Consider the following 24,663-nt stretch of genomic DNA (forward strand, 5'->3'; position numbering starts at 1 on the left):
GTCCCCGCCGCGAGCCTGCGGAGAAGCGACACGTTGATGGGTACAAGCGCCGGTAGCTATCCGTATGGATCTGCGCGTCATCGACAAGTCGGATACGGAGCTCTCTATCGAGGTTGCGGGCGAGGACCACACGTTCATGAACGTCATCAAGGGGGCGCTGCTGGAGACCGAAGGCGTCACCGCGGCGACCTACGACGTCAACCCGGAACAGTCCGGTGGGCAGACCGACCCCGTCCTGACCATCAAGACCGAGACGGACGTCGACGCGCTCGACGCCCTCGAAGATGGCACGGACCGCGTCATCGAGAAGACCGACGACCTCACCGAAGCGTTCGAGTCGGCGGCCTGAATTCTCAGCAGACCACGTAGGTGACGAAGACGGTGTCGTCGGGCGCGACGTGGATATCGACGCCGACGGTGTCGCCGCGCTCGAAGGCGTTGCCCCGCTCGACGTAGCTGTCGACCAGCGCCGTCGCCAGCTGGCTCTCGTTCTCGAAGTCGCTTACCGGCTGGCCGGTCCGTTCGGGCGCCACCCGATAGCTGACGCGCGTCGGCGAGTCACACGGGAGCCCAAAGCGGGTTATCGCCTCTTGATCGGGGCGTTCCCCCTCCCCGGCGAGGGCGGCCACGGTCGCCTTGTTGTAGTAGGCGGCGGCCTCGTCGCTGGTGGCGTTCCGGACCAGCGCGCCGGCGTCCTCGTTCTCCCGGCGCTCGTTCAGCCCGGCGACGTAAGCGTCCTCGACTCCGGCAAGCGAGAGCCCCCCGGCACTGTCGGCGCTCCCGGGGGCGTCGGGGACCGGCGGCGGCCCAGATGGCCCGCCGACCGTCGGCAGCGAGACGACGCCGACCGCCGACAGCAGGAGCACGCCGAGCAGGACCGCAACCACGGCGTAGCCGGCGACGTACTTCGGTTCGAGAACGTCCCGCCAGCCGGTCCCGATCTCGTCTAGGGGGTCCGTCTCCGGGGGCCCCTCGCGCAACTGGAGGTCCGCGCCGCCACAGCGCTTGCAGGGCGGCGAGTTGCGCTGGTGGGAGCGCCCACAGTCCTGACAGACCCAGACGGTCCCGCCGGGGACGACTTCGTGGTTGACCTGCTGGACCGCCTTCTCGAAGCTACCGTGCCCACAGTTGTCACAGGGCGGGTCGTTCTCCTCGTGTGGTTTCTCGCACCACTCACACCGCCATTCCATCACGCCTGCTAGGTAGTCGAGCTACAAAGGCGTCGCGGCGTGGGCAGCCCCCGCCGGAGTGTCTCGGGGCGTTCGCGTCAGACGTTTGTTCCGAACGGCGACTGTGGAGATGTTCCCGTGCGTTTATCGTGTCACTGGTCGTTAAGACAGTAGATGGGCCCAACGTCAACACAGTACACAGCCAGCGAGGCCGTGATAGAGACGGTGGCGAGGCAGGTTGGAGTCGACCCTCTGGAGCTTGACACACCGCTGTACGACGCTATCGACCCGGGCGAACTGAACGCCTTACTCGACGGGGCGGACCGTGCGCCCCTCGAAGTGACGTTTCGCTACTACGGCTACACCGTCACCGTCGACGCCGACCTGACGGTGACCCTCACCGAGTGACGCCGACCCGACTACAGCCGAACCGGAATCCCCTGCTCGTCGAGATACTGTTTCGTTTCCTCAATGGAGTACTCGCCGAAGTGGAAGATAGAGGCCGCCAGCCCGGCGTCGGCGCCGGCGTCGACGAAGACTTCCTCCATGTCCTCCGGGCCGCCACAGCCCGAGGAGGCGATGACCGGCGTCGAGACGGCGTCACAGACCGCCTTCATCAGCGGGATGTCGTAGCCGTCCTTGGTGCCGTCGGCGTCGATGGAGTTGACGAATATCTCGCCGGCGCCACGCCGTTCGGCCTCCTTGGCCCACTCGACGGCGTCTAACCCTGTGCCCTCGCGGCCGCCCTTGACCGTACACTCGAACCAGCAGGACTCGCCGTCGACCTCGACGTACTGCTCGCCCTGCTCGTCGAACCGCCGCCGGGCGTCCAGCGAGATGACAATACACTGGCTCCCGAAGGCCGCCGCGCCCGCCTCGATGAGGTCCGGATTCTCGATGGCCCCCGAATTTATCGAGACCTTGTCCGCGCCGGCCCGCAGGGTCTCCTTGATGTCCTCGCGGGTGCGGATACCGCCACCGACCGTAAGCGGGATGAACACCTCGTCGGCCACGGCGGAGACGGTGTCGAGCATCGTCTCGCGTCCCTCAGCGGAGGCGGTGATATCAAGGAAGACGAACTCGTCGGCTCCCGACTCGTTGTAGGCTTTGGCCATCTCGACCGGGTCGCCGGTGTACTCAAGATCCTCGAAGTTCACGCCGGTGTAGACCGCGGCGTCCCCGTTCTCGTCGACGTCGACGTCGATACAGGGGATGATGCGCTTAGTGAGCGTCATTAATGCCTGTGAGTTCGCGGGAGAGTGGTTTCATCGTTTCGACTCGCGCAACTCTCCACTGCACGCATCGTATCTCCCCGCCCCTTACCGGTTCGGTAGTTTCGACGGAGGACCCAGCGATGGAGCGAATCCGACAGTTACAGGTGGTCGCTCTCTCACCTTGGGGTATGGCAGACGACCACCACGACGAGGACCGGCCCGACTACGACCCCGAACACGTCGAACTGCCCGCGGCGGCGCCGCCGCTCCGGTCGACGGCCCCCCAGAGCGACTTCACCATGGGACAGGTCGGACAGGGCGCCGCGGTCGCGCTCGTCGGGCTGGCGCTGACGTTCGGCGTCGCGCTCGCGCTCGTGTGACTGTCGGCGGCGGGCACTGCTCGCGACCCCCGGGTAACCGATAGCCCCGTATGGCAGGGTACCGTTCCCACTAGATGTTCTCAGGCATTGGGAGCGGTGGTACCGTTTGAAGTTACAAGGGTCTGACTAGTTAATCATGGCTACCGACCCCTACGCGCAGTGGACGGGCGAACCGATGGCCGAAGACGAGATCGAGGCGCTGCTCACCGTCGCCGACCACGGCGTACTCGGACTGGCCGCGGGCGAGAAACCGTACACGATTCCGGTGTCCTTTGGCTACGACGACGGCGACATCTTCTTCGCGTTCGTCCGGAGTGGGCCCGACAGCGAGAAGTTCGCGTTCGCCGAGAACGGGAAGACGGCCAGACTGCTCGTGACGGACATCAAAGCACGATTCGACTGGCAGTCGGTGGCGGTCACCGGCCCGCTCGAACCGGTCAGTGTGACCGACAGCGACTGGGCGCGACTCGTCGACGCGCTGGACGACAACCCCTGGTTCTCGACGGCCTTCGAGGACGACGAACGCGTCGAGGGCGTCCAGGGCTGGCGGCTCGTCCCCGACGAGGTCGAGGGCGCCGCGGTCCGGCCGGAGTCGGGGTAATCAGGCCAGTTCGTCCTCGATAGTGTCGCGTAGCTCGGCTATCTCCGCGGCGTCGTAGTGGAGCCGGTCGTCGTTGACCGTGATCTCCAGGTGGTTCGAGCCGTCGGCCTCGCCCAGCTCGGTCACCGGGGCGACGCCGTCGAAGGCCTCCCGCACCGCGGCGGGGTCGGTCGTCTCGAAGACGACGCGGCCGGGCTGTTCGTTGAACAGCAGCCGCTTTCTGGTCCCGCGGTCGACCGTCTCCAGGTCGACGCTGGCACCGGCGTCGTCGTGGACCATCTCCGCGAGCGTCACGGCGAGCCCGCCGTGGCTCACGTCGTGGGAGGCCAGCACGTGGTCCTCGTCGGCCACCTCGGCGATGGTCTCGACGAGTCCCGTGGGGTCCGCCGGCAGCTCGGGGAACGCGTCGGTCCCGCCGAAGAGGGCGGTGTACTCGGACCCGCCCAGCCGGGGGTCGGTCTCCCCCTCCAGCGAGGTGTCGCCGACGACGACCAGGGTCCCCTCGCCCGACAGCGACATCGGCGGGGCGTCGTACCCCTCCTTGACGCCGACGAGAGCGAGCGTCGGCGTCGGCGGGATGGGGCCGGTCGCCGAGTCGTTGTACAGCGAGACGTTCCCGCCGACGACGGGCACGTCGAGCTCGCTGCACATGTCCGCGAGCCCGTCGACGATACCTTTGAAGCCGCCGTAGACGTCGGGCTTCTCGGGGTTGCCGCCGTTCAGACAGTCGACGGCGGCGTGGGGGACCGCCCCCTTGGCCGCGACGTTCGTGGCGTTTTCCAGCGCGACCGCGCGGGCCCCGTCGTAGGGCGCCGCGTCGGTCCAGTTGGGGTCGGCGCCGGCCGAGAACGCGAGGCCAGTGCCCGATTCACGAATCGCAAGCAGGGCGGCGTCGTCGCCCGGCAGGACGCTCGTCCGGACCTGGACCTCGTGGTCGTACTGGCGGTAGACCCACCGCTTTGAGGCCGTGTTCGGGCTGGCGACGATTCGGTCGAACGCCGCCGCGAGGTCCATCGTCGGCAGGTCCCGCTCCTGGACCGGCGGGGCCTCGCTGGGCAGGTCGTTCATCGGCGCGCCGTCGCCGAGGAACTCGGCCTCGACGTCGACGACCGTCTCGCCCTCGAACGTACAGACGTAGTTCGTCCCGGGTTCGGTGAGCTCGCCGATGACCGAACAGCCGAGGTCGAACCGCTCGGCCAGCTCGGCGACGCGCTCTACGTTCTCGGGTGCGACCTCGTAGACCATCCGCTCCTGGCTCTCGGCCAGCAGGTACTCCATCGCGTTCATGTTCGGTTCGCGCTCGTGGACGCGGTCGAGCTCGATGCGTGCGCCCAGACCACCCTTCGCGACCAGTTCGGAGGACGCGCCGCCGAGTCCGGCGGCCCCGAGGTCCCGGGCCGACTCGATGAGTTCCTCGTCGAGCAGCGCCTCGTTGCACTCGATGAGCAGCTTCTCGGCGTAGGGGTCGCCGACCTGGACCGCCGGCCGGTCCTCGGTCTCGGCGTCCTCGGCGAGGTCCTCGCTGGCGAACGAGGCGCCGCCCAGCCCGTCCCGACCCGTCGAGTTGCCGACGAGGACGAGCTTGTTGCCCGGCTCCTGGGCCTCGGCGGTAATCGTGCGTTCGGGCTCCAGCAGGCCGATACAGGAGACGTTGACCAGCGGGTTCCCCTCGTAGTCCTCGTGGAAGGCGACCGACCCCGCGACAGTGGGGACGCCGATGCAGTTGCCGTAGTGGGAGATGCCCTCGACGACGCCCTCGAAGAGATACTGGGAGTGTTCGCGCTCGAAGTCGCCGAAGTACAGACAGTCCGCGAGCGCGATGGGGTAGGCACCCATCGAGAGGGTGTCCCTGACGATACCGCCGACACCGGTCGCCGCCCCGTCGAAGGGGTCGACGTAGGAGGGGTGGTTGTGTGACTCGACCCCAAGCGTGATGTACATCTCGTCGCCGTCGTAGGTCGGCAGGGAGACCACGGCGGCGTCGTCACCGGGACCGATGACGACCTGGTCGCCCTCACTGTCGAAGGCGGTCAGGAGCGGACGCGAGGAGCGGTAGGCACAGTGCTCGCTCCAGAGGTTCTCGAAGAGTGCGGCCTCTGCTCGCGTTGGCTCCCGACCGATTTCTTCGACCACTAGCTCGTGGTCAGCGTCGGACAGGCTCATTAGGTGTGCCTGGCCTCCGCCCGGCTAAATCGCTTTCCATGCAGGGCCGGCGACGGGCGCCGAGCTACCCGGACTCGGCGAGCAGACTGTCGACGTAGTCCGTCCACCCCCGGCGGAGGTCGTCGGTCACGTCCATCTCCAAGGCGACGGCAATACCCGTAGACCCGTCGGCCGCCGCAAGGAGGAACGCCGCGGTAGCCCGGGGCTCTACCTCCCGGAACACGCCCTGCTCGACGCCCGCGGCGACGATGTCGGTCAGCGCGTCGAGACAGGCGGTCTCCAGTTCCAACAGCGGCGCCCGGAGCGTCTCGTTGTACGGCGCGTGCGAGAGCAGCTCCATGATAGCGACGGCGATGCCGGCGTACTCGTGGTCGGGCGTGCGAAAGAGAAAGGTACAGGCGTTTCGCATCGCCGTTTCGGGGTCATCAGTCTCGACGCGCAGCAGGTCTTCCCGGATGTAGTCAGCAGCGAGATCCAGAAAGGCCGCGATCATCTCGTCTTTGCTGTCGAAGTAGTAGTAGAGCCCCGCCTCGCTGTTCTCGTACTTCTCGGCGATCTTGGCCGTCGTCAGCCGTTCGTAGCCGTGCTGAGCGAGGGCTTGCTGGACCGCGAGGGCGACACTCTCGCAGGCGTCCGCGTCCATATCGGGGCTCGCCATACGACCGAGTGGGTGCTCAGTCGTTTCAGCGTTTCGCTGTGAGCCGACGGGAGTACTTTTTCCGCTCGGCCCCCAACCGGACGTATGGTCCTCCCACTGGAGATGGGGTGGCGACATCTCCTCTTCGAGAACTGGCCCGTCGACCCGGCCCTGATGGACGCCCATCTGCCGGCGTCGCTCAGCCCCGATACGTTCGACGGCTCGGCGTGGCTGTCGGTGATACCCTTTACCAACGTCGAGGTCCGGCCGAAGGGACTGCCGCGGTGGGCCAGCGTCCCGCTGCCCGAACTCAACGTCCGCACCTACGTCACCCGCGACGGCGAGCCCAGCGTCTACTTCTTCAGCCTTGACGCACAGGGCGTAAGCAGCGTCGTCGGCGCCCGAATCTTCCATCACCTGCCGTACTACTACGCCCGCATCTCGCTTTCGTGGGCGGACGGCCGGGTCCAGTTCAGCAGCCGACGCAGACATCCCGGGGCCCGTCCAGCCCGTTACGAGGCGACCTACTGGCCGACCAGCGAGCCCTTCAGCGCGCCCGACGACCCGCTCGGGGAGTTCCTCGTCGAGCGGTACCGCTTCTACACGGAGGCCCCCGACGGGACCCTCCGGTACACCGACGTGTCCCACGACCCGTGGACGCTGTACCCCGCGGCGGCCGAGGTCGAGACCGACACCCTCTGTTCGGCGGACGGGTTCGACCGACCCGACGGCGAGCCCGTCTACTTCTACAGCCCCGGGCTCGACGTGGTCGCCGAGCCAAGCAGACGCGCCCCGGAGGGGAAGGCGTGAGCGACAGTAAAGCGCCCGGCGGTGACCACCCGGTCTTGCTGTTCGACGGGGTCTGTAACCTCTGTAACGGCGTCGTCCAGTTCATCATCCCGCGGGACCCCGAGGGGAGGATTCGGTTCGCCCCGCTGCAGTCGGCGGCGGGCAAGGCGCTGCTGGCGGGGCACGGGCTGCCGCCGAGCGACCTCGACAGCGTCGTCCTCGTCGATGACGGCGAAGTGTACCGGAAGTCAGAAGCGGTCATCCGGGTCGCCAAACTGCTGGGGTGGCCCTACCGGGCCGCGACGGTGGGGCGTGTCGTTCCCCAGTCGGTTCGGGACGGGCTGTACGACGTTGTCGCCGCCAACCGCTACGACGTGTTCGGCCGGAAGGACCGGTGTATGCTGCCAGACGACGACGTCAGCGACCGGTTTCTCGGCTAGTCGAGCAGTGCCAGTACGGTCCGGACCGCGGTGAGGTCCCCTGTGTGGCTGGTCAGTCGGTCCCGCGCCGACCGGGCTATCCCGCCTGTACCGCCTCAGGTTCCGGCCAGGCGGTCCGAGTACAGCGAGTAGGTCATCACCAGAAAGCCGGCCGCGGTGAAGACACTCTCGACCGTGGTACTGACGACGAGAGGGACCCCCACCAGCTGGTTCAGACTCCCCGCCAGAACCGCCCCGGCGGTCACCAGCCCGATGCCGACCGAGAGGACCCGCATCGCCGTCGAGCGGGTCCGTCTGTAGGCTCTGTGGGTCAGCGTTGTCAACACCACACCACAGGCCAGGGTGAGCGTTTTGGCCGCGACCAGCAAGACCGTACTGAGGGAGACCATGTCACTGATACCGACTCCCTGGAATAAATACGATTATCAATGTTGTCAGAAACTGGGAACGCTACCGCACGTACAGCGAGTAGAGGATGACGCCGAGTCCGACCGCGGTCAGCGTACTGGAGACGAAGACGCTAGTGTACAGCAGGTCCTCGGCGAAAAACCGGCTGACGGCAAGGTCGAGCACGCCGCCGAGTATCGCCCCGACAGTGATGACACCGAACCCCAGCGTGAGCCACCTGTGCTGGGAAGCGCCGGTCCGGCGATAGGTCTTATACGAGAAGTAGGTGATGAGCCCGCCCATGATGAGTGTGAGCGTCTTCGCGACGACAATACCGATCTGAGCGCTTGGGATGTGTACCATAGTTATGTCTCCTTTCGAACTTCCGACCAGAGGTTCTCCAGACGCTGGTCCGGCGACCGTGGTCGGTGGGATATCTCTACCTCGAACTCGCGGACCTCGTCCAGCGAGATAACGACCTCCTCGAAATCGATGGCGTAGCGGCTGGCGTGTTGGCCGTCCGACCGGACCTCGACGCCCTCGTACAGCAGCGAGGAGTCCGTAAGCAGTTCCAGTTTCCGGTAGGTCGTCGAGAGCGGGACACCGCTTTCCTCCGAGATCTCGCTTGCGGTCATCGGCTCGGCGAGCACGCTGACGATAGCACGACAGTCCTCGTCGTCCAGCGCATCGAGGACCGTCGTCAGCTCCGGCGCCTCCTCGTCGGACACGGGGTCCCGGACCATCCTTGACACGGCTTCTTGTCCGGATACCTTTAGTTTCACCGTCTCCGGTCAGGCCACGGCCGTATTGGTGCCAGTAGACTGACGCTTACGCGTGCCGGACGACACTCATAAATTCGCTGACTGTTCCCGGTGACTGGGAACGTTTCTGTCGGTCCGGGAACACCCGCCTGGGGGTTTGACCCCCCGTTGTGAACCAACACACATGACCGACCACATCGACCCCCGCGAGCCGTCGGCGGGCCGGGTCGGGACACCCCCCGGCGGTTCCCAGTCGCTGAGAACGCACTGGCAGCGTTTTTTCCGGACAGTCCCTGACGCTGGTATGGACGACAAGACAGTCGACGCGCCGCGGGGGGCTACCAGTCGCGAGTGGGAAGTGTTCTGCCGCGAGAGCGAGGCCGAACCGCTCACACACGCCGGCAGCGTGAGCGCGCCGACGGCCGCCGTCGCCCGGGAGCAGGCCGCGACGCTGTTTGGCCACGCTGCCGCGGCGCTGTGGCTCTGTCCGGCCGACGAGACGGTCCGGGTACAGGAGGGCGACCTCGGCGTCGGCGCGACGGGGGCACCCGGGGAGGGCGGCGAGGGGGCGACACCGACGATGGAGAAAGGGGAGATGGACGCCGAGACGCTTCGGGGGGAAGCCGAATGATATCGGTCTCGAAGCTGCTGACCGACCTCGACGCGGAGGGCGACGGCCTGCGGTACGACGCCGCCGAGGAGTCGACGAAGCGACAGATCCGGGACCGGAAACAGCGCCGGCCGGTCGTCGTCTGGAACGTCACCAAGCAGTGTAACCTCTACTGTGACCACTGCTATGCCGCCGCCGACACCGAGATAGCCGACGGGGAGCTCTCGACGGCCGAGGGGAAAGCACTGCTCGATGACCTCGCCGACTACGGCGCTCCGGTGGTGCTGTTCTCGGGCGGGGAGCCACTCGTCCGCCAGGACCTCGAAGAGCTGGTCGCCTACGCGAACGAGGTCGGCGTCCGACCGGTGCTGTCGACCAACGGGACGCTCATCACCGAGGAACGCGCCGAGTCGCTCAAGGACGCCGGACTGAAATACGCCGGCGTCTCCGTCGACGGCCTCCCGGAGCGAAACGACGACTTCCGCGGCGTCGACGGCGCCTTTGACGGGGCAGTCCAGGGTATCGAGAACTGCCTCGACGCCGGCCTGAAGACCGGGCTGCGATACACCATCACGGAGCGCAACGCCGCCGATCTGGAGGGGGTCGTGGAGATGCTGACCGACGTCGGCGTCGACCGCTTTTGCTTTTATCACCTGGACTACGGCGGCCGGGGAACCGAGATTGTCGACGCTGACCTCTCGCCGGCCGACCGCCGCGAGGCCGTAAAGCGGGTCTGTGACATGACCCGCAAGTACCACGACCGGGGCGAGGAGATAGAGACGCTGCTCGTGGGTAACTACGCCGACGCGGCCTACCTGGTCGAGTACGCCCGGGAGCACATGGGCGAGACACAGGCCCGCCACGTCTACGAGTATCTGCGAGTCAACGGCGGCGACCCGACCGGCGAACGCGTCGCCGACATCGACTACCAGGGGAACGTCCACCTCACGCAGTTCTGGCAGGGGTACTCGCTCGGGAACGTCCGTGACCGCTCTTTCGGTGCCATCTGGGAGGACGAGTCGAACCCGCTCCTCCGGGCGCTACGGAATCGTGAGGACCACCTCACGGGTCGCTGTGCGGACTGCCGGTACGCCGACGTGTGTCGCGGCGCCTCCAGGCTGCGCGCGCTGACCGTCGAGGACGACCTCTTCGCGCCCGACCCGCAGTGCTATCTCACCGACGCCGAAGTCAGCGGCTCGACCCGGTTCGGGCGGGCCGAATCTGACTGAGACGCGGACCGGGGCGCTTTTGCCCCAGCCATCGCTATCAACGGGCGTGCTGTCGGTCGAGCTTCACACCCACTCATCGCTGTCTCACGACGGGCGGGACCCTGTCGAGTTGCTCCTCGAACAGGCCCGCGCCGTTGGACTGGACGCCCTGGCCGTCACTGACCACGACGAGCTCGAAGCCAGCCGTCGGGCTGCCGAGCTGGCCCCCGACTACGGGCTAGTGGGCATCCCCGGGATGGAGATCTCCTCCAGCGCCGGGCACGTTCTTGCGCTTGGTATCTCCGAGGCGGTTCCCCCGGGGCTTTCGTTCGCGGAGACGCTCGACCGCATCCGCAAACAGGGCGGTCTGGCCGTGGTCCCACACCCGTTTCAGGAGTCGCGCCACGGCGTCCTCGACAAGATATCGAAAGAGGAGCTCGCGACCGCCGACGCCATCGAGGTGTACAACTCCCGGCTGCTCACCGGCCGCTCGAACCGACAGGCCGAGCGGTTCGCCAGACGGCGCGGGCTCCCGATGACCGCCGGCAGCGACGCCCACATCGCCGAGATGGTCGGGCAGGCGGTGACGACGGTCGACGCCGACGAGGCGTCGGTGGCCGCGATTCTGGACGCCATCCGGGAGGGCCGCACGACCGTCGAGGGCGAGCGAACGCCGTGGCGCATCAGCTTCCGGCAGGCCGCCGGCGGCGTCAAACGCCGAATCACGAGCCGTCTGGACGGCTTGCTGGAGTGACGATGCGGGGTGCAACTGACGACGTCGTCCGGGCGGCGCTTGCCAGCAGTGACCCGCTTCCCGGCACCACCGGGTTCGCCGGCGAACTCGACGGGACACTGGTGAGGGACGTGCTGGGCCGCGAGCCGCTGTTCATCGAAGGGGCGCTGTCCGGGGGGCCGATGCCGGACTGGAGCCACAAACCGACTGAACTCGCCGATCCAGAGCTGTTCCCGGCCGGGTGCGTCCGGGACAGCGAGGGTGAACGGACAGTGTGGACGCTGCCCGACCCCGAGCCCTTCGACGACCGGGCGACGGCTACCGAGCGCGTCCGTGGCGCCGTCGAGATGAGCGTCGATAGCGTCGACACCGACGGCCTGGCCATCGCCTTCTCCGGTGGGGTCGACTCGGCGCTGCTCGCGGCGCGGCTGGACGCCCCGCTGTACGTCACCGGTTTCCCGGAGAGTCACGACGTCGAGGCGGCCCGCTCGGCGGCCGACCTGCTGGACCGGGAACTCCGGGTGGTCGAGCTGACCCACGACGCCATCGAGCGGGCCGTTCCCGAGATTGCCGCCGCGACCGGCCGGACCGACGCGATGTCGGTGCAGATAGCGCTCCCGCTGTATCTCACCGCCGAGCGCGTCGCCGCCGACGGGTTCGACCGCCTCGCGCTGGGCCAGGGCGCCGACGAGCTCTTTGGCGGGTACGCCAAGGTTGAGAAGGCGCCCGACGACCCCCGCGTCGAGGCCGACACCGTCCGTGGCGCCCAGCGGGAGGTCATCGCGACGCTGCCCGACCAGCTCCCGCGGGACGTACTGGCCCTGTGGGCGGCCGGCGTCGAACCGGTCACGCCGCTGTTGCACGACCGCGTGGTGTCCGTCGCACTCCGGCTGGACGACCGGATGCTCGTCGACGGCGAGACGCGCAAGTGGGCGCTCCGGCAGGCCGCGCTGCACTCGCTTCCCGAATCCATCGCGATGCGGGACAAGAAGGCCGCCCAGTACGGCTCGCTGGCCGCACGCGAACTCGACCGGCTGGCCCGTCAGGCCGGCTACAAGCGCCGGATGGACGACCACGTCACCAAGTATATCGAGTCCTTACTGTAGCGTGGTACCGACCACCGTGAGAGACCACGAAGCGACGCGGTGACAGCGGGACGCTCCACGTCTCGTGGCGAACGGTACACTCGTGAGCCAGCAGGGGAGCAGTAGCGAACGGACGGTCCCGCTCACGGACCGCTCGGCCGCCAGCCGCTCACGGGCGCTGCCCGCCCGTTTACACACTTCCACGAGAGCGGCGCTCTCGTGGACGGGTCGCTCGGCCGGCCCGCGGCAGTTCTTGGCGCATACGGGCCGCTGTTCCCGTTTCGGTACGTGAATCTACGGGCGAGCGTCGACGGTCTCGATGGCCCGCCGGCCGATTTCGACCACGTCGGCCGGAATCTCGTCGCTGCGGGCCTGCAGTTCTCCGGCGGAGAACCACGTCCAGTCCGCGGCCGGCTGCTCGCCTGGGCCCGGCTCGATATCCCGGTCCGGGGCCGCGCCGTAGAAGATGAAGTCAATGTGCTGGTGGCCCACCTCGCCACTCTGGTCGACGTTGATATCCTCGACCAGAAAGTGCTGTGGCTGGGGAATCGACCGGACCGTCTCACTCGCGATGGCCTCCTGTGGCGCGACGAGATCGACGGCCAGTCCCAGCTCCTCTTCGGTCTCCCGCAGTGCGGCCGCGTGGGGGAGTTCGTCGCGGTCGAGGTGACCGCCGGCGGGCAGCCACATCTCCAGCTTGTCGTGTTCGTGCAAGGCGACGGCGCCGTCGTGGACGGCGTAGACGGTCGCGACAAAATGCCGAGTCGTCTCCATGGACGCGCGGATGGGTGCCAGCGAGAACTACGTTACGGGTGGACGCTGTCCTCGGCTTCCAGCAACTCGTGGTAGCGGTTCCGGATCGTCACTTCGGAGATGTTGGCGACCTCGCTGACCTCGCTCTGTGTGACCTTCTCGTTTGTCAGCAGCGAGGCGGCGTAGACGGCGGCGGCGGCGAGTCCGACCGGGGACTTGCCCGAGTGGACGCCCTCCTGCTTTGCGTTCTGGAGCAGCTGGCGCGCGCGCCGCTCGACCTCCTCTGAGAGATCCAGATCGGAGGCAAAGCGGGGGACGTAGCTCTCCGGGTCGGCGGGCTGGATTTCAAGCGAGAGTTCGCGGACGACGTAACGGTACGTGCGGGCGATCTCGTCCTTGCCGACGCGGGAGACGTTGGCTATCTCATCGAGCGAGCGGGGCGTACCGGCCTGGCGTGCGGCGGCGTACAGCGACGCCGTCGAGACACCCTCGATCGACCGGCCCGGAAGCAGGTCCTCGTCGAGGGCCCGCCGGTAGATGACGCTGGCCGTCTCGCGGACGTTCTCGGGCAGGCCAAGCGCCGAGGCCATGCGGTCTATCTCGCCCAGGGCCTGCTTGAGGTTGCGCTCTTTGGAGTCACGGGTGCGGAACCGCTCGTTCCAGGTCCGCAGGCGCTGCATCTTCTCGCGCTGGCGCGAGGACAGGGAGTTGCCGTAGGCGTCCTTGTCCTGCCAGCCGATGTTGGTCGACAGCCCCTTGTCGTGCATCATGTTCGTCGTCGGCGCGCCGACGCGGGACTTCTGGTCTTTCTCTTTGGAGTCGAACGCGCGCCACTCGGGGCCGGGGTCTATCTCGTCTTCCTCGACGACGAGGCCGCAGTCCTCACAGACAGTCTCGCCGCGTTCACTGTCGGAGAGCAACGAGCCGCCACACTCGGGACAGACCAGCGATTCGTCTTCCTCTGCCTGCTCCTCTTCGGTTTCGCGCTCACTCGTGTATCGACGGATGGTGGTATCGGTCATTGGTTTGGGCGAACAGGCGGGTCTGGAGACCCGAAAAACGTCTCTTGTATCCTTCTGTTGTAGCCTGAGCAACTTAAAACTTTTCCCGAATCACAAAGTTACGATTCGCTTATCCGAACCAGCGTTCGCGGTTACAGCCCAAAATACTGTTGCATGGTGAATCACCCTAAATAGTTGGGCTCACGGTTCCGAAACGCTTACCGCCGGGCCAGTACTCGAACCCCCCATGAGCGACAACGCTGTCGACGGCGACGAGGTCGCCCACATCGCCGACCTCGCCCGCATCGACCTAGACGACGAGGAGGTCGAGCGGTTCACCGAGCAGTTCGGGGAAATCCTCTCGGCGTTCGAGGCACTGGACGAGGTGCCCGAGACCAACCGCGAGGCCGACCTGACAAACGTGATGCGTCCCGACGAGGTCCGGGAGTGTCTGAGCCAGGAGGAAGCGCTGCAAAACGCCCCCGACTCGGAAGCCGGGCAGTTCAAAGGACCGAAGGTGTCGTAGATGGGCGACTACAACGCCTATATCGCCACGGACACCATCGAGGGGGCCGACGACGGACCGCTGACGGGAAAGACGGTCGCCGTCAAGGACAACATCTCCACGAAAGGGGTCCAGACCACCTGTGGCTCCGCGATGCTCGATGGGTACGTCCCGCCCTACGACGCGACGGTCGTAGAGCGGCTCAAAGACGCCGGCGCGACCATCCCCGGCAAGACCAACATGGACGAGTTCGGGATGGGCACCACGACCGAGACGTCGGCCTACGGCCCCGTCGAGAACCCCGCCGCCGAAGGGCGGGTCCCCGGTGGCTCCTCGGGCGGGTCCGCCGCCGTCGTCGCCGCCGGCGACGCCGACTACGCGCTGGGTAGCGACACGGGCGGCTCGGTCCGCTGTCCCGCCGCCTTCTGTGGCGTCGTCGGCATCAAGCCCACCTACGGACTTGTCTCCCGGTACGGGCTCGTGGCCTACGCCAACAGCCTAGAACAGATCGGCCCCATCGCCCCCACCGTCGAGGACGCGGCCGAGCTACTGGAGGTCATCGCCGGGCCCGACGAGCGCGACGGTACGACCCGCGACGCCCGCGAGCACGGCTCCGACTACGAGTTCGCCGACGCCGCCGACGGCGACGTCGACGGGCTCTCAATCGGCGTCCCGACGGAGCTACTGGACGGGGCCGACGAGCGCGTCGTCGAGACGTTCTGGGACGCCATCGACGACCTCGAATCCCAGGGCGCGAGCTACCACGAGGTCGACCTCCCGAGCGTCGAACACGCCGTCGAGGCCTACTACGTCATCGCGATGAGCGAGGCGTCCTCGAACCTGGCCCGCTTCGACGGGGTCCGGTATGGCCAGAGCGGCGGCGAGGGCAACTGGAACGAATCGTTCGCGGGGGCCCGCGACGAGGGCTTCGGCGAAGAGGTCAAACGCCGGGTCCTGCTTGGCACCTACGCGCTCTCGGCGGGCTACCACGACAAGTACTACAAGAAAGCCCAGGACGCCCGCGCGTGGGTCAAACAGGACTTCGACGAGGCCCTGTCCGAGGCCGACGTGCTCGCCTCGCCGACGATGCCGGTCCCGCCGATGGAACGGGGCGAGAGCCTATCGGACCCGCTGACGATGTATCTCGCCGACGCCAACACGACGCCGGTGAACCTGGCGAACCTGCCGGCCATCTCGGTGCCGGCCGGCGAGACCGACGACGGGCTCCCCGTTGGGCTCCAGCTCGTCGGGCCCGCATTTGGCGAGAAGACGATTATCCGGGCCGGTAGCGCGCTGGCCTAGAGGCGGGGACGAACTGGTACGTTTTTACCGGCCGACTCTCTCTGTCGGGGTGTGAGTGCCCTTGATTTCGTGCGCTGGCCGCTGGTGGCGAAGTCCGTCGCCGCGGGGACCGGTCTCGGGAGCATCTACGGCGTCGCGACGGGTGAGTTCGTCTTCGGCCTCGTGCTGGGGGCCATGATGGGGTTTGGCTTCGCTATCGGCCGGTCGTACTCGTCGTAGCCGCCACCGCCGTTTTTACGCCGGTGGCCCCTATCCCGGACAGTGACCGACATCGTCGTCTGGCACCGCGCCGATCTGCGCACTGTCGACAACGCCGCCCTGGCAGCGGCGGCCGACGCCGATCGCGTGGCGCCGGTGTTCGTCGTCGACCCGCGATACTACGGCGACGACGGGCTGGCGTGTGACGCTCGCCTCCGGTTCTGCCACGAATCGCTGCGGGACCTCCGCCGGCAGTACCGCGACCTCGGGAGCGACCTCGCGCTGCTGTCGGGGGACCCCCGCGAGCGGCTGGCCGACCTGCTTGACGAGGAGTGGGTAGTCTACTGCAACCGCGACGCCACCGCCCAGCGGGGGCTCGAACGCGACCGGGCGCTGCTGGGACGGGAGGGCGTCACCGCCTTCGCGGACGATGGGCTCCGCTGGCCGGACGAGCGCGACGCGGACGGGACCGTCGCCGTCGACACCCGCGAGGGGTGGGACGAGTCGTGTGAAGCGTACTTCGAACGCGACCAGCACCCGCGGCCCGAGTCGCTCCCGTCGAACCCCATCGCGAGCGACGTGACCGTCGACGAAGTCGAGCGCCGTCACGGCGTTGCCCCCGAAAAGTCCGGCGTCCCACGGGGCGGGACAGTCCCGGGCACCGAACGGCTCTCGGGGTTCGTCGACCGGCTCGGCGAGTATCCGGGCGTCGTCTCGCCGCCGGCAGCGGCCCAGGCCAGCTCGTCCAGACTGTCCCCGTACCTGAAGTTTGGCTGTCTCTCCGAGCGACAGGTGTACCAGCGGGTGCGGGCAGCTCCCGACTCGCGGGGCCGGTCTATGTACACCTCGCGGCTCTACTGGAACCGCCACTACCACCAGAAACTGGCCGACTGGCCGGGCTGGACCGAACGCGCGGTCAACCCCGTCTTCCGCGGGCTCTACCGCGACGAGCACGACGCCGAGCTCGACCGGGCCTGGCGGGAGGGCCGCACCGGCTTCCCGATGGTCGACGCCGCGATGCGGGCCCTGACCGAAACCGGCTATATCAACTTCCGGATGCGTGCTCTGGTCGCAACCTTCTACGTCTACGTCCTCAAGCAGTGGTGGAAACCCGGCGCCGATTTCATGTACTACCACCTCGTCGACGCCGACCCCGCAATCAACTACACGCAGTGGCAGTCCCAGTGCAATCTGACAGGGGTCCACCCGGTCCGGGTGTACGACCCCGCAAAGCAGGTCCGGGAGTACGACCCCAACGGCGAGTTCGTCCGCGAGTACGTCCCCGAGCTGCGCGAGTTACCCGACGAACACCTCGCTCGGCCGGAGAAGACCCCGGTCGGCGTGCAGGACGCCTGCGGCGTCGATATCGGGACGGACTACCCCTACCCCGTCGTGGAGTACGACCACGAGGCCGCGACCGCGAGAGCGGACTACGCCGCGCTCGACGACCGGGCGAAGGAGGCGCTGTCGGACCCGCGAGTGCGACGGCGCTGTTCGTTCTCCAGTCGCGGCCGGGACCGGACCGACGACGGCGGGGACGACAGCGGCCAGGCCAGTCTCTCCGATTTCTGACCCTACCGTAGCACCGACTCGTACACCTCGGCCAGCCGGTCGACGGCGTGGTCGATGCTGACCGCGTCCCGTCGGGCCAGACAGTGGTCCCGAAGCGTCGCGCGCTCGTCGAGCACCCGCTCGATGGCCCGCTGGAAGCCGTCCATGTCGCCCTCCTCGTAGCTGTAGCCGGTCTCGCCGTCGACGACGGTGTCGCTGAGCGCCCCGGCGTCGACGCCGGCGACCGGGGTGCCACAGCAGTTGGCCTCCAGCGCGACCAGCCCCTGGGTCTCGACCGGGCTCGGGAAGGCAAAGACGTCAAGCGCCGCGTAGAACTCGGGGAGTTCCTCGCGGTCGAGAAAGCCCAGAAAGCGGACGTCGAGGTCGCTGGTCGCGGCCGCGTCCTCCAGTTCCCCGCGGGCCGGGCCGTCACCGGCGAAGACGACGGTCACGTCCAGTCCCATACAAGCTGTGAGGATATCGCCGAGGCACTTCTCGTGGCCGTGGCGGCCGGTGTAGCCCACCAGCGGCCCCTCTGGCAGGTCGTACCGGTCCCGGAAGTCGCTCGCCTCGGGCGGGGCGAAAAAGTCCGTGTCGACGCCGTTTGAGACGACCTCGACGGCCGTCTCGGCACCGATGGTATCCCGGACGTACTCGGCGGTCCGCTCGGTCGGGGTGACGATGCGGTCGGCGCCGCCGAGATACCACCGCTCGTACTGCTCGGCGCTGGACCGGACGGCCGACTCGACGATATCCGTCTTCGAGACGTATTCGGCGTACTCGCCGGTCGGGGTGTGGTAGGAGGCGACCAGCGGCACGTCTATCTTCCGGGCCAGTCGCTTGCCGGCCATACCGAGGCTGAAGGCGGTGTGGGCGTGGACCACGTCGGCGTCGCGGACCTTGCTCGGAATCTGTGGCATCCCGAGCCGGAACCCCTCGTAGAACGGGAACGAGAGGCTCCGGACGGGGTATTCCCCGGCCACGGGGACGTGGTCGCTCTGCGGGTAGACCACGTCCATGCGGCCGCCGCGGGCCTGCCAGTGGTCGCGCCAGGTCTGGACCGTGTAGGTCACGCCGTTGACTGTCGGGAGATAGGTGTCAGTGAAGGCGGCGACCTGCGGCAGTGCCATGGCGACGGCATAGACAGACCAACGGCTAAACCCTTGCCATTGCCCGACCGGAGCGGTGTGTTTTTCAGCGACGGGGCTGAGCATGAGCCAATGGCTTCCGACAGGTGGCTGCTGGCGTGGGCGCTGGGGTCGGTCGCGCTCGGCGCGACCTCGCTGCTGATTCCGCTCTACTTCGTCAGCATCGGCGGCAGCACGCTCCTGCTGGGCGTCCTCGCCGGGACCGCCGCCGCGGCCGGCGCGCCCGGTGCGCTCCTGTTTGGCCGACTCGCCGACGGCGGCGGGAACCGCCGAGCCCTCGTCCTCGCCGCGCTGGGGCTTGCCGCCGCCGCTATCGCGCTCGTCTCGGCGACGGGCTCTGTCCCCGTGGTCATCGCCGGCAACGCCGTCCTCTGGTTCGCCGCGGGCGCGGCCGCCCCGGTGCTTACCCTCCTGGTCACGGTCGGCACCCCCGAGCGCGACTGGCCCGGCCGCTTCGCCACGCTCAACCGGTACCAGGGCTGGGGCTGGGCGGGCGGACTCGTCCTCGGGCTGGCGTGGACGGGACTGCTCTCGGCCCCGCTCGGTGTCGTCGCCGCCCAGCGGACGCTGCTGTGGGCCTGTGTCGCGGTGACGACCCTGGCGGCGGTGTTCGCTGCGAGGTGGCTCCCCGCGGACCCGAGCGCCGACACACAGCCGCGCCCGAGCCGCATCGCCCGCGCACTCGCTCGCTCGCGCCGGCTACCGGTGCGCAGCGCGACCTTCCCGGTCGGCCCGGGCCGGCTCTACTGGCTCACCCGGTCGCTGCACCCCCGCGAGGTCGCCGGCCGGTTCACGCCGTCGCTGTCGCTGTACTTCGTCGCCGTCGTGGCCGCGTTCACCGGCTTCGGCGTGTTCTGGGGGCCGCTGCCATCGTATCTGGCCGGCACGCTCGGCTACAGCTCCGGCGTCGTCTTCGCGCTGTATCTGCTCGCCAGCCTGGGCTCGGCGCTGTGTTACGGCCTGGCGGGCCGACTCGCCGAGCGGTACGACGCCGTCGGCCTCCATACCGGGAGCCTCCTGGCCCGGGCAGTGCTCCACCCGGCTGTCGCCGTCGTCGGCCTCGCTGTCCCCGGCGCCGTCCTCGGACTGCTCGCCAACGGGGTCGTCTTCGCCGCCATCGGGGTTGCCTGGGCCGGCGTCGCCATCACCGCCGCGGCCATCGTCACCCGGCTCGCACCCCCGACGATACGGGGCGAGGCGCTCGGGCTCTACACCGCGCTGTCCGGGCTCGCGACTGGTGTCGGGTCGGTGCTGGGCGGGTGGCTGGGGGGCTACGGCTTCACGCTCACCTTCGGCGTCGCCGGTGGACTCGTCCTGGTCGGGACCGCGCTCGTGGCGCTCATCTGGCGGCGTACGACGCGAACGGAGCCGACGGCCGCGAGGCCGGCGGAAGACCTCTGAGGGGGCTCAGACGAGCCCTTCGTACACCTCGACCAGCCGGTCGCCGACGCGGTCGAGGCCGTGTTCGCGGGCCGTCTCCCTTGCGTTCTCACCGAGGCGCTCCCGCAGGTCGGGGTCCGCTTCGAGCCGTTCGAGCGCCTCGCGGAACTCCCCCTCGTCGCTGCAGATGAGACAGTCGTGGCCGTCCTCGTAGTACTCCCGAAAGACCGGGATGTCCGAGAGGACGACGGCCTTTCCACAGGCCATCGCCTCCAGGACGACGATGCCCTGATTCTCAACCTTCGACGGAAAGAGGAAGACGTCGCCGGCCCCGTAGGCCCCGCGGATGTCCTCGACCCAGCCGGTGAACGTGACGTTCTCGGGCGGGTCGCCGGTCCACTTTCGGACCGCCGCCGAGCCCTGTGGCCCGTCGTCGTAGGTGCCAAACCAGGCGAAGTCGTAGTCGGTTTCCTGAGCGAGTTCACAGAACGTCGTCAGTCCCTTGCGCTCGAAGACGCTGCCGACGGTGAAGACGACCATCCCGTCCAGGTCGTAGCGCTCGCGGTACTCCTCGCGGTACCCCTCGAATCCCTCCAGTGGCTCGGTGTCGATACCGTTGGTCACGGGCTCGATGGGGGCGTCGACGGGATAGTCTTCGAGGACGCCTTTCGTGTACTCGGAGGGACAGAGCACCTGGTCGGCCTGCGAGTAGAACCACTGCAGATACTCGCCGAGCGCCGGGGCCACGAGGTTCGATCCGCGGAAGCTCCCCCTGAAGTCCTCGCGGGTGACGTGAGCGTGCAGGACAAGCGGGATGTCGTTGCGCTTCGCGTGGCGGGCCACGGCGACCGACCCCGGCCCGATCATGTTGCAGTGGGCGATATCGTAGCTCTCGAAGACCGGGTCGTCGAAGGCCAGCTTCCCGCCGACGGCCCAGCCCGGGTGGCCGTCGGTCCAGGGCGCCGTCACCACGTCGACGCCGGCGTCGGCGAGCGCCCGGCGCTGGTGGTCGACCGAGGTGGCGATGCCGGACCGGTCGAGCCGGTCTTCGAGTTCCAGATAGTTGAGGACGCGCACGACCGGCCGCTCACCGGCCGCGAGCAAAACGATACCGACTCACGGTCGCCGTCGTCCGGAAGGGGTTTGCCCCCCGCGGCCCGAGTGCCGCCGATGACCGACGAGGAGACCATCGCCCGCGAGCGCATCGAACGGCTGCAGTCGATGGCCCGCGAGGCCGTCCGCGAGGGGCGAGACGAGCGGGCCCGCGAGTACGTCCGCCGCGCTCGCCGCATCGCCGAACGCCACCGACTACGCCTCCCGCGGGACTTTGCACACTCCATCTGTCGCGCCTGTGATGCCTTCCTCGTCCCCGGTACAAACGCCCGGGTTCGGACCCAGTCGGGCCACGTCGTCGTCACCTGTGAATGCGGCTCACAGGCACGCTATCCCTACGCATAGCGCGTTGGTGCGGGATTTAACTGACTCCACAGTAGAGTGGTAGTATGCCATCGAAATCCAGAGACCAGCGGATACACGACCTCGACGCGACGCTCCGTGTCGGCAAGAAAGGCGTCGACTCCGTTACAGACGAACTCGACAGCCAGCTGGGGGACACCCAGTTCGTGAAAGTGAAGTTCCTGCGTGCGGCCCGCGGCGGGACGACGAGTGAGGAACTCGCAGACGAACTCGCCGACCGAGTCTCGGCCGATGTGGTGCAGGTCCGCGGGCACACGGCCGTATTCGAGCGGTGATGCAGGTCCCTGCAATCGCTGCGATACTCGGTGAGTTCCTCCCCGCCGGCGTGGCCGACACGATAGCGAGCACTCTCGTGTTCGTCGGGGCCTTTGTGGTCGTCTACTTGGTCGGTAAGGTCGTTGTGACCCCTATCGTCGACCGGTCGCTGGCGCGGCGCGACCTCGACGCCCACGCCCGGAAACCGATACAGAAAGTCGCCAGTATCCTCATGCTGTTTGTCGCCGTCGCCGTCGCATTCGGGATGGCCGGCTTTGGCAACTTCCTGACGGCGCTTGCGACCGTCGGCGCCGCGGCCACGCTGGGTGTCGCCTTCGCGATGCAGGACGTGCTGAAGAACTTCGTCGCCGGCGTGTTCATCTTCACCGACAAGCCGTTCCGCATTGGCGACTGGATCGAGTGGGACGACAGCTCCGGCGTCGTCGAGGACATCAGCCTGCGGGTCACCCGCGTTCGCACCTTCGACAACGAACTCCTGACGGTCCCGAACTCGAACCTGACCGACGACGTCATCAAAAACCCCGTCGCCAAGGACCAGCTCCGCCTGAAGTTCCTCTTCGGTATCAGCTACGACGACGACATCGACAAGGCCACCGACATCATCATGGCGGAAGCCGAGGCCCACGAGGGCATCCTCGCGGACCCCGCCCCGTCCGTTCGTCTGACCGAACTCGGTGACTCCTCGGTCGGGCTGCAGGCCCGCATCTGGATTGACAATCCCAGCCGCTCGGACTTCGTGAAGACCCGCGGTGAGTTCGTCAAAGCGGTCAAAGAGCGGTTCGACGAGGCGGACATCACCATCCCCTACCCCAACCGCACCATCGGCGGCGGGCTGGAGATGGCCGGGCTGGACAGCGCGGTTACCGCGGACGACTAACGGCCACCCACTTTTCGGCCACCCACTTTTCGGCCACCCACTTTTTGCAACTCCTTCGGGCGCTTCGCGCCCTCAGTCGAGCAAAAACTTGGGGAAAAATCGCGGCGTGCTCCTGTGGCGCGCCGAAGGCGCGCCGTAGTCCGCGCGCCGCGGTGGAACCGGCTCGCTCCGCTTGCCGGATGTTCGAAAACAGCACAGTACTACTCTCAGTCGTTACGACGAGCCTGCCCTTCCCCGGCTCGCGCGATGGAGCGCGCTCGCGGCCCCGACAAGTGCCAGCACCGGCTATGCTGCACACTTACAGTGCCAGATAGTCAAGAGATGGCTATGGGAACTCCCGGGCCGAAGCTACCGAGAGTCTGTCCGGGGTGCGGCGCGGTCGAGGCGTACACGAAGCGCTACGAGACCGGTGGCGGCTGGCGAGCAGTCTACCGGTGTGAGGACTGTGGCCGCCGGCACACACCGTAGTCCGACAGCCGATGAGTTAGCGGAGTTTTCCAAACGACAACCCCGGTCGGGCAACAGCCCCGGCCAGGAGCGACCTCCGTGTCGCGATTCGGGGACGGGCAGACACTCGATAGTATTGTAATAGGCACACAGCGATGTCCGGCGAGCGGAGCGAGCCGATTCAAACGCGGCGCGCGGACTGCCGCGCCGCAGGCGCGAAAGGAGCACGCCGCGATTTTTCCCCAAGTTTTTGCCCGAACGAGCGCAGCGTAGCTGCGCGAGTGAGGTGCAAAAAGTGGGTACTGAATGAGTGGTAGAACGGACAGCGGGATTGCCCGGCGTTCGGGCGCGGGTAATCCCGTTTGCCTCCTCCACCCCGCGACCCCACGAGCGACGGGTGTTCGATGGTCCGCTGCTCACTTCCGTGCCTGGCGGAGTGCCATCGTTTAACCACGCGGGCGCATCCCTGCAGATGCGACCGCGCGGACCGCCGTCCCCGTGGGACGAGGCTTCCACGTTGGCTCACGGGGTCCGCGTCCGTCTGACCGGACGCCCCCGGGTTCGGTCCCCGCTGATGACCATACCGCGGGTACAGAGGGGGGCCAAACCCCCCGACCTAGTCCATCTTGGAATCCGCCACGGCCCCATAAGGGCCTTTCGGAACTGGGAAACCGCAGGGCGACGGCCGCGTCGGCCCCACAGACCGCCTAAAACAGGTCGAGCGCGGCGGCAAACCAGACGGCGCCAAGCGGGATGGGGGCGCCGGCGACCACCACGGCCCAGCGGTGCTGTTCGATGAGCGTCGACTCGGTCAGTCCCAGCACCAGGCTGGTCGGCACCGTCGCCGCCCACAGCAGGCTCACCCCGACGACGAAGACGCCAAGCACCAGCGCGGCGCCGGCGGCGAGGCTGGGGTCGGTCCGCCCCTCGCGGCCGGCGGCCAGAAGGATGATACTGAGCAGGGCGAAGACGGCTGCGATGGCCGGCGAGAGCGCACCCGCGCCGTAGTACGCACCGACGGCACTGGTCGTCTCGACGATGAGATACGGCACGACCAGGACCACCAAATAGGCGACACACCCGACGATACCGACCGTCGGGCCGGTCCGGAGCCCGTTCATACCGGCGCTGGGACCGCGGGCGTCTTAACAGCGACGTTACGACTGCGCCCGCGGGGCGATGGAGTGTCCTCACCCCGGACAGCATCGAGCGAAACCGGCAAATGGCCCCTGGACCAACCTCGGGTATGGGTTTTGGTTCCACCGCGAAGAAGCTACAGAAAGTCGTCGATATGGCCGACGACCTCTATGCGAAGCTAAACGAGCAAAAGGAGCAGCTACAGGAGCTCCGGAACACGGTCGAGGAGACGAGCGACCGCGTCAGGGATATCGACCACGAGCAGGCCCAACAGCGGGCACTGCTCGAAGCCATCGCCGAGGAGCAGGGGCTCGACACGGACGCAGTCCTCACCGATGCGGTCATCGAGGACGCCGAGGCCACGGCCGACGACGAGCCGACGGAACCCGGGAGCCAGTCCGCCACCGAGACGACCGACTAGCGTAGCCGGCTGAC

General features: G+C 67.7%; 31 protein-coding genes and 1 other RNA gene. 19 read left to right on the top strand and 13 right to left on the bottom strand.

Features of this window, described 5'->3' with window-relative positions; all coding sequences use genetic code 11:
* The first annotated feature begins 64 nt into the window (after nucleotides 1-64).
* Nucleotides 65-349 carry a DNA-directed RNA polymerase subunit L gene (locus tag VJ162_RS05255; RefSeq protein ID WP_324662864.1) on the top strand — a complete coding sequence of 95 codons (285 nt, stop codon included), beginning with the start codon at nucleotides 65-67 and terminating at the stop codon, nucleotides 347-349.
* A 4-nt stretch (nucleotides 350-353) separates the two neighbouring features.
* Here the strand turns inward: VJ162_RS05255 and VJ162_RS05260 are convergent, their stop codons facing one another.
* Nucleotides 354-1,190 (bottom strand): hypothetical protein, encoded by an 837-nt coding sequence (locus VJ162_RS05260; protein WP_324662865.1) that lies wholly within the window; start codon nucleotides 1,188-1,190, stop codon nucleotides 354-356.
* 153 nt (nucleotides 1,191-1,343) lie between these two features.
* On the opposite strand from VJ162_RS05260, the gene VJ162_RS05265 reads away from it, so the two are divergent.
* Nucleotides 1,344-1,577, top strand: coding sequence for a HalOD1 output domain-containing protein (locus VJ162_RS05265; RefSeq protein ID WP_324662866.1), 234 nt, complete (start codon nucleotides 1,344-1,346; stop codon nucleotides 1,575-1,577).
* Nucleotides 1,578-1,588: 11 nt separating this feature from the next.
* Here VJ162_RS05265 and hisF read toward each other — a convergent pair whose 3' ends face one another.
* The gene (gene hisF / locus VJ162_RS05270) at nucleotides 1,589-2,404 is read right to left on the bottom strand and encodes an imidazole glycerol phosphate synthase subunit HisF (protein ID WP_324662867.1); all 816 of its coding nucleotides are present in this window, start codon (nucleotides 2,402-2,404) and stop codon (nucleotides 1,589-1,591) included.
* A 167-nt stretch (nucleotides 2,405-2,571) separates the two neighbouring features.
* Between hisF and VJ162_RS05275 the strand changes: the two genes are divergently transcribed.
* Complete coding sequence (locus VJ162_RS05275) at nucleotides 2,572-2,763, top strand: DUF7550 family protein (protein ID WP_262178583.1); 192 nt, start codon at nucleotides 2,572-2,574, stop codon at nucleotides 2,761-2,763.
* Nucleotides 2,764-2,899: 136 nt separating this feature from the next.
* Nucleotides 2,900-3,364 carry a pyridoxamine 5'-phosphate oxidase family protein gene (locus VJ162_RS05280; protein ID WP_324662868.1) on the top strand — a complete coding sequence of 155 codons (465 nt, stop codon included), beginning with the start codon at nucleotides 2,900-2,902 and terminating at the stop codon, nucleotides 3,362-3,364.
* Here the strand turns inward: VJ162_RS05280 and purL are convergent, their stop codons facing one another.
* Nucleotides 3,365-5,527: a phosphoribosylformylglycinamidine synthase subunit PurL gene (gene purL / locus VJ162_RS05285; RefSeq protein WP_324662869.1), complete on the bottom strand. Its 2,163-nt coding sequence runs from the start codon at nucleotides 5,525-5,527 to the stop codon at nucleotides 3,365-3,367.
* A 64-nt stretch (nucleotides 5,528-5,591) separates the two neighbouring features.
* Nucleotides 5,592-6,185, bottom strand: a complete 594-nt coding sequence (locus VJ162_RS05290; RefSeq protein WP_324662871.1) for a TetR/AcrR family transcriptional regulator — start codon at nucleotides 6,183-6,185, stop codon at nucleotides 5,592-5,594.
* Between the two features lie 84 nt (nucleotides 6,186-6,269).
* On the opposite strand from VJ162_RS05290, the gene VJ162_RS05295 reads away from it, so the two are divergent.
* Together VJ162_RS05295 and VJ162_RS05300 are read left to right on the top strand one after the other, a co-directional pair.
* Nucleotides 6,270-6,974 carry a YqjF family protein gene (locus tag VJ162_RS05295; protein WP_324662872.1) on the top strand — a complete coding sequence of 235 codons (705 nt, stop codon included), beginning with the start codon at nucleotides 6,270-6,272 and terminating at the stop codon, nucleotides 6,972-6,974.
* Nucleotides 6,971-7,393, top strand: a complete 423-nt coding sequence (locus VJ162_RS05300) for a thiol-disulfide oxidoreductase DCC family protein (protein ID WP_324662873.1) — start codon at nucleotides 6,971-6,973, stop codon at nucleotides 7,391-7,393. Before VJ162_RS05295 ends, VJ162_RS05300 begins: the two co-directional genes overlap by 4 nt.
* A gap of 95 nt (nucleotides 7,394-7,488) precedes the next feature.
* On the opposite strand, the gene VJ162_RS05305 is transcribed toward VJ162_RS05300, so the two are convergent.
* From VJ162_RS05305 to VJ162_RS05315, 3 genes are all read right to left on the bottom strand, one after another.
* On the bottom strand, nucleotides 7,489-7,782 hold the full coding sequence (locus tag VJ162_RS05305; protein ID WP_324662874.1) for a DUF7521 family protein: 294 nt from the start codon (nucleotides 7,780-7,782) through the stop codon (nucleotides 7,489-7,491).
* 61 nt (nucleotides 7,783-7,843) lie between these two features.
* The gene (locus VJ162_RS05310; RefSeq protein ID WP_324662875.1) at nucleotides 7,844-8,143 is read right to left on the bottom strand and encodes a DUF7521 family protein; all 300 of its coding nucleotides are present in this window, start codon (nucleotides 8,141-8,143) and stop codon (nucleotides 7,844-7,846) included.
* 2 nt (nucleotides 8,144-8,145) lie between these two features.
* Entirely contained in the window at nucleotides 8,146-8,523 is a 378-nt protein-coding gene (locus VJ162_RS05315; protein WP_324662876.1) for a winged helix-turn-helix domain-containing protein, read from the bottom strand.
* A gap of 322 nt (nucleotides 8,524-8,845) precedes the next feature.
* Between VJ162_RS05315 and VJ162_RS05320 the strand changes: the two genes are divergently transcribed.
* The 4 genes from VJ162_RS05320 to VJ162_RS05335 are packed head-to-tail and all read left to right on the top strand — an operon-like array spanning nucleotide 8,846 to nucleotide 12,198.
* Nucleotides 8,846-9,172: an Htur_1727 family rSAM-partnered candidate RiPP gene (locus VJ162_RS05320; protein WP_324662877.1), complete on the top strand. Its 327-nt coding sequence runs from the start codon at nucleotides 8,846-8,848 to the stop codon at nucleotides 9,170-9,172.
* Nucleotides 9,169-10,380: a TIGR04347 family pseudo-SAM/SPASM protein gene (locus tag VJ162_RS05325; RefSeq protein WP_324662878.1), complete on the top strand. Its 1,212-nt coding sequence runs from the start codon at nucleotides 9,169-9,171 to the stop codon at nucleotides 10,378-10,380. The genes VJ162_RS05320 and VJ162_RS05325 overlap by 4 nt, the downstream gene beginning before the upstream one ends.
* A gap of 46 nt (nucleotides 10,381-10,426) precedes the next feature.
* Nucleotides 10,427-11,113 (top strand): PHP domain-containing protein, encoded by a 687-nt coding sequence (locus tag VJ162_RS05330; protein WP_324662880.1) that lies wholly within the window; start codon nucleotides 10,427-10,429, stop codon nucleotides 11,111-11,113.
* 2 nt (nucleotides 11,114-11,115) lie between these two features.
* Nucleotides 11,116-12,198 carry an asparagine synthase C-terminal domain-containing protein gene (locus VJ162_RS05335; protein WP_324662881.1) on the top strand — a complete coding sequence of 361 codons (1,083 nt, stop codon included), beginning with the start codon at nucleotides 11,116-11,118 and terminating at the stop codon, nucleotides 12,196-12,198.
* Nucleotides 12,199-12,471: 273 nt separating this feature from the next.
* On the opposite strand, the gene VJ162_RS05340 is transcribed toward VJ162_RS05335, so the two are convergent.
* Both VJ162_RS05340 and VJ162_RS05345 read right to left on the bottom strand, forming a co-directional pair.
* On the bottom strand, nucleotides 12,472-12,951 hold the full coding sequence (locus VJ162_RS05340; RefSeq protein WP_324662883.1) for an NUDIX domain-containing protein: 480 nt from the start codon (nucleotides 12,949-12,951) through the stop codon (nucleotides 12,472-12,474).
* Between the two features lie 32 nt (nucleotides 12,952-12,983).
* Entirely contained in the window at nucleotides 12,984-13,952 is a 969-nt protein-coding gene (locus VJ162_RS05345; RefSeq protein WP_324662884.1) for a transcription initiation factor IIB, read from the bottom strand.
* 226 nt (nucleotides 13,953-14,178) lie between these two features.
* Here VJ162_RS05345 and gatC point away from each other — a divergent pair, with 226 nt between their 5' ends.
* Genes gatC through VJ162_RS05365 form a run of 4 tightly spaced genes read left to right on the top strand, consistent with a single transcriptional unit; the run spans nucleotide 14,179 to nucleotide 17,508 of the window.
* Nucleotides 14,179-14,457: an Asp-tRNA(Asn)/Glu-tRNA(Gln) amidotransferase subunit GatC gene (gene gatC, locus VJ162_RS05350; RefSeq protein ID WP_324662885.1), complete on the top strand. Its 279-nt coding sequence runs from the start codon at nucleotides 14,179-14,181 to the stop codon at nucleotides 14,455-14,457.
* Nucleotides 14,458-15,738, top strand: a complete 1,281-nt coding sequence (gene gatA / locus VJ162_RS05355; RefSeq protein ID WP_324662886.1) for an Asp-tRNA(Asn)/Glu-tRNA(Gln) amidotransferase subunit GatA — start codon at nucleotides 14,458-14,460, stop codon at nucleotides 15,736-15,738. It abuts the gene before it with no gap.
* A gap of 51 nt (nucleotides 15,739-15,789) precedes the next feature.
* The gene (locus tag VJ162_RS05360) at nucleotides 15,790-15,957 is read left to right on the top strand and encodes a hypothetical protein (RefSeq protein ID WP_324662887.1); all 168 of its coding nucleotides are present in this window, start codon (nucleotides 15,790-15,792) and stop codon (nucleotides 15,955-15,957) included.
* Between the two features lie 42 nt (nucleotides 15,958-15,999).
* Entirely contained in the window at nucleotides 16,000-17,508 is a 1,509-nt protein-coding gene (locus VJ162_RS05365) for a deoxyribodipyrimidine photo-lyase/cryptochrome family protein (protein WP_324662888.1), read from the top strand.
* 2 nt (nucleotides 17,509-17,510) lie between these two features.
* Here the strand turns inward: VJ162_RS05365 and VJ162_RS05370 are convergent, their stop codons facing one another.
* Nucleotides 17,511-18,617, bottom strand: coding sequence for a glycosyltransferase (locus tag VJ162_RS05370; protein ID WP_324662889.1), 1,107 nt, complete (start codon nucleotides 18,615-18,617; stop codon nucleotides 17,511-17,513).
* 90 nt (nucleotides 18,618-18,707) lie between these two features.
* Between VJ162_RS05370 and VJ162_RS05375 the strand changes: the two genes are divergently transcribed.
* Complete coding sequence (locus VJ162_RS05375) at nucleotides 18,708-20,036, top strand: MFS transporter (protein WP_324662890.1); 1,329 nt, start codon at nucleotides 18,708-18,710, stop codon at nucleotides 20,034-20,036.
* Between the two features lie 6 nt (nucleotides 20,037-20,042).
* Here the strand turns inward: VJ162_RS05375 and VJ162_RS05380 are convergent, their stop codons facing one another.
* Nucleotides 20,043-21,092: a glycosyltransferase family 4 protein gene (locus tag VJ162_RS05380; RefSeq protein ID WP_324662891.1), complete on the bottom strand. Its 1,050-nt coding sequence runs from the start codon at nucleotides 21,090-21,092 to the stop codon at nucleotides 20,043-20,045.
* Nucleotides 21,093-21,185: 93 nt separating this feature from the next.
* Here VJ162_RS05380 and VJ162_RS05385 point away from each other — a divergent pair, with 93 nt between their 5' ends.
* The 3 genes from VJ162_RS05385 to VJ162_RS05395 are packed head-to-tail and all read left to right on the top strand — an operon-like array spanning nucleotide 21,186 to nucleotide 22,644.
* Nucleotides 21,186-21,473, top strand: coding sequence for a ribonuclease P protein component 4 (locus VJ162_RS05385; RefSeq protein WP_324662892.1), 288 nt, complete (start codon nucleotides 21,186-21,188; stop codon nucleotides 21,471-21,473).
* Between the two features lie 44 nt (nucleotides 21,474-21,517).
* Nucleotides 21,518-21,766, top strand: a complete 249-nt coding sequence (locus VJ162_RS05390) for a YhbY family RNA-binding protein (RefSeq protein WP_324662893.1) — start codon at nucleotides 21,518-21,520, stop codon at nucleotides 21,764-21,766.
* Entirely contained in the window at nucleotides 21,766-22,644 is an 879-nt protein-coding gene (locus VJ162_RS05395) for a mechanosensitive ion channel family protein (protein WP_324662895.1), read from the top strand. The genes VJ162_RS05390 and VJ162_RS05395 overlap by 1 nt, the downstream gene beginning before the upstream one ends.
* A gap of 763 nt (nucleotides 22,645-23,407) precedes the next feature.
* Here VJ162_RS05395 and ffs read toward each other — a convergent pair.
* Together ffs and VJ162_RS05405 are read right to left on the bottom strand one after the other, a co-directional pair.
* Nucleotides 23,408-23,718, bottom strand: an RNA gene (ffs, locus tag VJ162_RS05400) — signal recognition particle sRNA.
* Nucleotides 23,719-23,798: 80 nt separating this feature from the next.
* On the bottom strand, nucleotides 23,799-24,212 hold the full coding sequence (locus tag VJ162_RS05405) for a DUF7548 family protein (RefSeq protein WP_324662896.1): 414 nt from the start codon (nucleotides 24,210-24,212) through the stop codon (nucleotides 23,799-23,801).
* A 125-nt stretch (nucleotides 24,213-24,337) separates the two neighbouring features.
* Between VJ162_RS05405 and VJ162_RS05410 the strand changes: the two genes are divergently transcribed.
* Nucleotides 24,338-24,649 (top strand): DUF5798 family protein, encoded by a 312-nt coding sequence (locus VJ162_RS05410; RefSeq protein ID WP_324662897.1) that lies wholly within the window; start codon nucleotides 24,338-24,340, stop codon nucleotides 24,647-24,649.
* Nucleotides 24,650-24,663 lie beyond the last annotated feature (14 nt).

This window comes from Haloarcula sediminis (assembly GCF_035656455.1).
Taxonomy (GTDB): Archaea; Halobacteriota; Halobacteria; order Halobacteriales; family Haloarculaceae; genus Haloarcula; species Haloarcula sediminis.